This is a genomic window from Bacillus sp. 7884-1, from assembly GCF_002272245.1.
Lineage (GTDB): Bacteria > Bacillota > Bacilli > Bacillales > Cytobacillaceae > Neobacillus.
This window is the reverse complement of sequence record NZ_NPDD01000057.1, coordinates 35,456-41,727: the sequence shown is the minus strand read 5'-3', so window position 1 is coordinate 41,727 and position 6,272 is coordinate 35,456. Positions and strand designations below refer to the sequence as shown.

Below are 6,272 nucleotides of genomic sequence, written 5' to 3'. Positions count from 1 at the left end.
CGCGGAAAGCGAAGTGCCTGGAGCGGAAATCAACAGACCATTTACACAGCCTACAAATAAAAAGGCAGCCTTTGGCTGCCTAATCTACAAAGCTATGAAATTAATAAGCGCTTTCTTTTACGATCTTATAATTTTTATGGTTTACAACAGTCCGTTGATCCAATTCTAGATCACGGTAATTATCCATTAGCGTCAGGTCGACTATGACAGAATTTTCATTTACCTTTTCTACAATCCCTTTTAATCCGCCGCGGAATTCAATGATATTTCCAACTTCTGCTTTTTTCATTAGTCTCTCTCCCTTTACTTGACAAATTGTAGATACTTATTTACATAACAGTTTGCACTACTTTTATAGTTTCGTAAAGGGTTTTATTTGACAATTTCGTTAATTATTAATAAAAAATGCAATCGTTTTCATTTGTTACCTTATTTTCAGGGGATAAAGGTGCAAATGTTGACTATTATCATGAATCTTACTATAAAATGTTAGTGAGGTGATGAAGAATATGCAGGAACAATATGTGAACGATATTTTAGAAAAACTAAGATTAGGTGAACTTTCAGAATACTATGTAAAGAAGGAAGACTTTATGGAATTTCGTCAGTTCCTTGTTAAAAGGGAAGACTTTAAACATTTTCGCGGCATAGGTCAGCGGGGTGGAGATGTATTATATCAATATTTGAAAGAGCCTAGAAGCTAACATTAGAATTATCCATCTAGTTTTATAAATAGAAAATAAACCATATAGTGAATAGGGGGATTGCTTTGGAGACATTTATTCTCTCTATAGACCAAGGTACAACCAGCTCAAGAGCTATTCTATTCAATAAGCAGGGAAAAATTGTTTTTTCTGCACAAAAAGAGTTCACTCAGTATTTTCCTAGACCAGGCTGGGTGGAGCATAATGCAAATGAGATTTGGGGTTCAGTGCTGTCAGTTATCGCTGAAGTATTGTCTGAATCGGGAATAAAACCAGAGCAGATTTCTGGAATAGGTATCACCAATCAACGGGAAACCACGGTAATTTGGGATAAGGAAACAGGAGAACCTATATATAATGCAATCGTTTGGCAATCAAGGCAAACAAGTGATATTTGCGAGGAATTGAAATTAAACGGCTATAGTGACCTTTTTCGCTCGAAAACGGGTCTTCTTATAGATGCCTATTTTTCAGGAACAAAAGTAAAATGGATTTTGGATCATGTTGATGGTGCGCGTGAAAGAGCATCGCAAGGCAAGCTTTTATTTGGAACGATTGATACTTGGATCGTTTGGAAGCTTTCTGGAGGTCGTGCACATGTAACCGACTATTCCAATGCATCAAGGACACTAATGTTTAATATATTTGACCTCCAATGGGACGATGAATTATTGAAGATATTGGATGTTCCCAAATGTATGCTTCCTGAAGTGATGCCCTCCTCTCAGGTTTATGCGAAAACCGTTGATTATCACTTTTTTGGCAGGGAAACACCAATCTCTGGGATTGCTGGTGATCAGCAGGCAGCACTTTTCGGGCAGGCATGTTTTGAGCCGGGTATGGCTAAGAATACGTACGGAACAGGTTGTTTTATGTTGATGAATACTGGAGAAAAAGCAGTCCGGTCAGAGAATGGCTTATTGACAACTATTGCCTGGGGGCTGAACGGGAAGGTCGAATATGGTCTTGAAGGAAGTATCTTTGTTGCAGGCTCTGCTATTCAATGGCTTCGTGATGGTTTGAGGATGTTTAAGGAAGCTAAGGATAGTGAGTCCTATGCTGGCAGAGTGGAATCCACGGATGGTGTATATGTTGTTCCTGCATTTGTTGGATTGGGGACGCCCTACTGGGATAGTGATGTACGAGGTGCTGTTTTTGGCTTAACAAGAGGAACCATGAAAGAACATTTTATCCGGGCCACTCTCGAATCATTAGCCTATCAAACCAAAGATGTACTATCAGCTATGGAATCAGATTCATTAATAAAACTGAAAACCCTTCGCGTAGATGGTGGTGCCGTGAAAAATAATTTATTAATGGAATTCCAATGTGATATTTTAAATGTACCAGTAGAAAGAACGAAAGTAAGTGAAACAACTGCGCTTGGAGCTGCCTATTTAGCAGGTCTTGCAGTAGGGTTCTGGGAAAGTCAGGAAGAAATATCAAAACAATGGGCAACCGATCGAAAATTCATTCCGAAAATGGCAGAAGAACAGCGTGACAGCTTATATAATGGCTGGAAAAAAGCAGTGGAGGCTGCGATGACTTTTAAATAAAATTAATGGTCTTTTTCTATTTAGGAGGAAAAGGGATGAAATTTTCTAACATAAATAGAAATGAAATGATTGGTAGCCTTAAAAATAAGGAATTTGATGTTCTAGTTATTGGCGGGGGGATTACTGGTGCAGGGATTACACTGGATGCCGCAACTAGAGGTATGAAAACTGCACTAGTTGAAATGCAGGATTTTGCTGCTGGAACATCTAGCCGTTCAACCAAATTGATTCATGGCGGACTTCGTTATTTAAAACAATTTGAAGTAAAAATGGTAGCTGAAGTAGGTAAAGAAAGAGCAATTGTTTTTGAAAACGGCCCTCATGTAACAAAACCTGTATGGATGTTACTTCCGATTTATAGAGAAGGAACTTTTGGAAGGCTGAGCACATCGATAGGCTTAAGACTGTATGATTTTCTGGCAGGAGTAAAAAGTAATGAGCGAAGAACCATGTTAACAAAAGAACAAACATTAGAAAAAGCACCATTGCTAAAGAAGGCAGGATTAATAGGGAGCGGCTACTATGTCGAGTATCGGACGGATGACGCGCGTTTGACAATTGAAATCATGAAAGAGGCATTTCTATTTGGTGCATCACCAATAAATTATACAAAGGTTGTTAACTTTGTTTATAAAAATCAAATGGTTGCTGGTGTCGTTGTTGAGGATCAGTTAACAGGAGAAAAATATCAGATTTGTGCTAAAAAAATTATTAATGCTGCGGGTCCATGGGTGGAGGAAGTGCGTGAACTCGATCATTCTAAAAATGGGAAAACCTTGCAATTGACTAAAGGTATCCATCTTGTGATAGATCGAAGCACTTTTCCCTTGAACCAATCCATTTATTTTGACACCCCTGATGGAAGGATGGTATTCGCTATCCCTCGTGATGGAAAAACGTATGTTGGCACAACGGATACTTTTTTTAATCAAGATAAGCTCCAGCCTTTCATTACTAAAAACGATCGAGAATACTTAATCAATGCAATTCAATACATGTTTCCTGAAGTGGCAATTAACGATGCTGACATTGAATCAAGCTGGGCTGGGTTAAGGCCACTCATTTATGAAGAAGGCAAGGAGGCATCGGAAATATCACGTAAGGATGAAATTTGGGAGTCAAAAACTGGTTTGCTTACGGTAGCTGGAGGAAAATTAACGTGTTATCGAAAAATGGCAGAAGCCATTGTTGACCGATTATCAGTAAGTCTGGAAAAGGAACAAAGAATCAGTTACCAAAACTGTAAAACAAAGAAATTGCCTATCTCCGGTGGTCATGTAGGAGGTTCGCACAATTATCCTGCTTTTACAAAAGAAAAAACGGCTAAGGGTATCGAAAAAGGGCTAACTTCATTAGAGTCAGAAAAGTTAGCTCACATGTATGGTTCCAATGTTGATGTGGTTTATGATTTACTATTGGAGAATAAAAGTGATGCGTTAAAATACGGTATTCCAAATCAGCTGTTTGCAAAGCTAGTTTATTCGATCCAATGTGAAATGGTAGCAACACCAACAGATTTCTTTACAAGGAGAATTGGAGCTGTCCTATTTAATATTCATACTGTCCACTCCTATAAACAACAAGTAATAGATTATATGGCCGAGAAATTAAAATGGGATGACACAATCAAAGAATTGCACACAAAAGAATTGGAAACGGCTCTGAAAATTGCATCTGATACAATTAATTGAACGAAGACGAAGCTGCCTAAATGGTCAGCTTTTCTTTTTTTAAAACAGGTGAAAGATGTGACAAAATAGTGAACTTTATTAAAAATACAAGATGTCGATTTTTTAATGCGCTTACATAAATGGTTTTTTGTTGTCTGTATTGTTTGAAAATGTTATCCTAGCAATTGTATGAATTTCAAAAAATAAATGAGGCTAGCTGTTTACATACTCCATCTTCTTTTGGAGAAAATATAACAATTAGTTCAGTTATACTTATCTGACTATATGCTGTTAGATATGGAATAGCCAGTGTCATTTTACATTAACGAGAAGGAGTTTGATTGAACATGGCAGAAAAACAATTTAAAGTAATAGCTGATACAGGGATTCACGCAAGACCTGCAACCCTGCTTGTACAAACTGCGAGCAAATTTGATTCAGAAATCAATTTAGAATATAAGGGTAAAAAAGTTAACTTAAAATCCATTATGGGTGTTATGTCTCTTGGAATTGGCCAAGGAGCAGATATCTCAATTAGTGCAGAGGGCAGTGACAGTGCAGAAGCATTAAGAAGCCTTGATGAATTATTGAAAAAAGAAGGACTGGCTGAGTAATGACATTTTTACAAGGAATTGCTGCTTCGAATGGCATTGCCATTGCAAAAGCATATCGGTTAGTAGAACCAAACTTATCATTTGAGAAACAAACAATAGAGGATGCAGATTCAGAGGTATCTCGTTTTAAGGAAGCTATAGAGAAATCTAAAGCAGAACTTGAGGCAATTCGCGATCGTGCTCAGGTTGAACTTGGTGCAGATAAAGCAGCAATCTTTGAGGCGCATTTACTTGTCCTTACTGATCCAGAATTAAATGGACCAATTGAAGATAAGATTAAGTCAGAAAAAGTAAATGCAGAAGCTGCATTAAAAGATACTGCAGACATGTTTGTTATGATGTTTGAACAAATGGACAATGAGTATATGAAGGAACGTGCTGCCGATATACGTGATGTTACAAAGCGCGTTCTGTCACATTTACTAGGCGTACAATTAGTAAATCCAAGTAGGATCGCTGAAGAAGTAATTATTGTGGCAGAGGATTTAACACCATCCGATACTGCTCAATTGAACCGACAGTACGTATTAGGATTTACAACAGATATCGGTGGACGAACTTCCCATTCTGCGATTATGGCTCGTTCCATGGAAATTCCAGCTGTAGTTGGAACAAAAAGTGCTACAGAAGATATTAACAATGGTGATTTAGTCATTGTCGATGGTCTAAAAGGTGAAGTACATATTAATCCGACTCCTGAACTGGTGGAAGAATATCGTAACATTCATCAGCAATATGAGGCTCAGAAAACCGAATGGGCAAAGCTTGTCAATGAAAAAACGGTATCAGCGGACGACCATCATGTTGAATTAGCTGCTAATATTGGTACTCCTAAAGACTTAAAGGGAGTAATTGAAAACGGTGGAGAAGGTGTAGGACTTTACAGAACTGAATTCCTTTATATGGGAAGGGACCAGCTTCCTACTGAAGAAGAACAATTTGAGGCTTATAAAGCTGTTTTAGAGGGTATGAATGGTAAGCCAGTGGTTGTTCGTACTTTAGATATTGGCGGCGATAAGGAGCTTCCCTACCTTCAATTGCCAAAAGAGCTTAATCCATTTTTAGGTTTTAGAGCCATTCGTTTATGTTTAGAGGAACAGGATATCTTCCGTACTCAGCTCCGAGCGCTTCTCAGAGCAAGCATTTATGGTAACTTAAAAGTAATGTTCCCGATGATTGCAACGTTGGATGAGTTCCGTGAAGCTAAGGCAATCCTTGAAGATGAAAAACAGAAGCTTATTACTGCAGGCCAAAAGGTTTCCAACAGTATTGAGCTAGGGATTATGGTTGAAATTCCTTCAACTGCTGTTTTAGCTGATCAATTTGCTAAAGAGGTTGACTTCTTTAGTATTGGTACGAATGATTTAATTCAATATACAATGGCGGCTGACCGGATGAATCAGCGTGTATCCTACCTATACCAGCCATATAGCCCGTCTATTCTACGATTGGTGAAGATGGTTATTGATGCTGCACATGCAGAAGGTAAATGGGCTGGGATGTGCGGTGAGATGGCTGGAGACGAAACAGCAATCCCACTTCTAATTGGTCTTGGATTAGACGAGTTTTCAATGAGTGCAACGTCAATCCTTAAAGCACGGTCACAAATTAAAAAGTTAAGTAAAGCCGAAATGGAGAAGCTTGCCAATCAGGTTTTAAATATGCAAACAACGTCACAAGTAATTGATGCTGTTAATGCTGCAACAAAATAATACATGATTCAAAGAG

The 6,272-nt window shown here is 38.2% G+C and carries 6 protein-coding genes; 5 read left to right on the top strand and 1 reads right to left on the bottom strand.

All coding sequences use genetic code 11. The annotated features are described in order from the left end of the window. Window positions 1-100: 100 nt before the first annotated feature. Entirely contained in the window at window positions 101-289 is a 189-nt protein-coding gene (locus CHI06_RS07695; protein ID WP_090758199.1) for a YkvS family protein, read from the bottom strand. A 220-nt stretch (window positions 290-509) separates the two neighbouring features. On the opposite strand from CHI06_RS07695, the gene CHI06_RS07690 reads away from it, so the two are divergent. The 5 genes from CHI06_RS07690 (at window position 510) to ptsP (ending at window position 6,256) form a co-directional block, all read left to right on the top strand. Continuing rightward, the gene (locus tag CHI06_RS07690; protein WP_095247841.1) at window positions 510-704 is read left to right on the top strand and encodes a hypothetical protein; all 195 of its coding nucleotides are present in this window, start codon (window positions 510-512) and stop codon (window positions 702-704) included. Window positions 705-769: 65 nt separating this feature from the next. Further along, window positions 770-2,260, top strand: a complete 1,491-nt coding sequence (gene glpK / locus CHI06_RS07685; protein ID WP_095247840.1) for a glycerol kinase GlpK — start codon at window positions 770-772, stop codon at window positions 2,258-2,260. 35 nt (window positions 2,261-2,295) lie between these two features. After that, the gene (locus tag CHI06_RS07680) at window positions 2,296-3,951 is read left to right on the top strand and encodes a glycerol-3-phosphate dehydrogenase/oxidase (RefSeq protein ID WP_095247839.1); all 1,656 of its coding nucleotides are present in this window, start codon (window positions 2,296-2,298) and stop codon (window positions 3,949-3,951) included. Window positions 3,952-4,277: 326 nt separating this feature from the next. Then, complete coding sequence (locus CHI06_RS07675; protein ID WP_095247838.1) at window positions 4,278-4,544, top strand: phosphocarrier protein HPr; 267 nt, start codon at window positions 4,278-4,280, stop codon at window positions 4,542-4,544. Next, window positions 4,544-6,256, top strand: coding sequence for a phosphoenolpyruvate--protein phosphotransferase (gene ptsP, locus CHI06_RS07670; RefSeq protein WP_095247837.1), 1,713 nt, complete (start codon window positions 4,544-4,546; stop codon window positions 6,254-6,256). Before CHI06_RS07675 ends, ptsP begins: the two co-directional genes overlap by 1 nt. The last annotated feature ends 16 nt before the right edge of the window (window positions 6,257-6,272 follow it).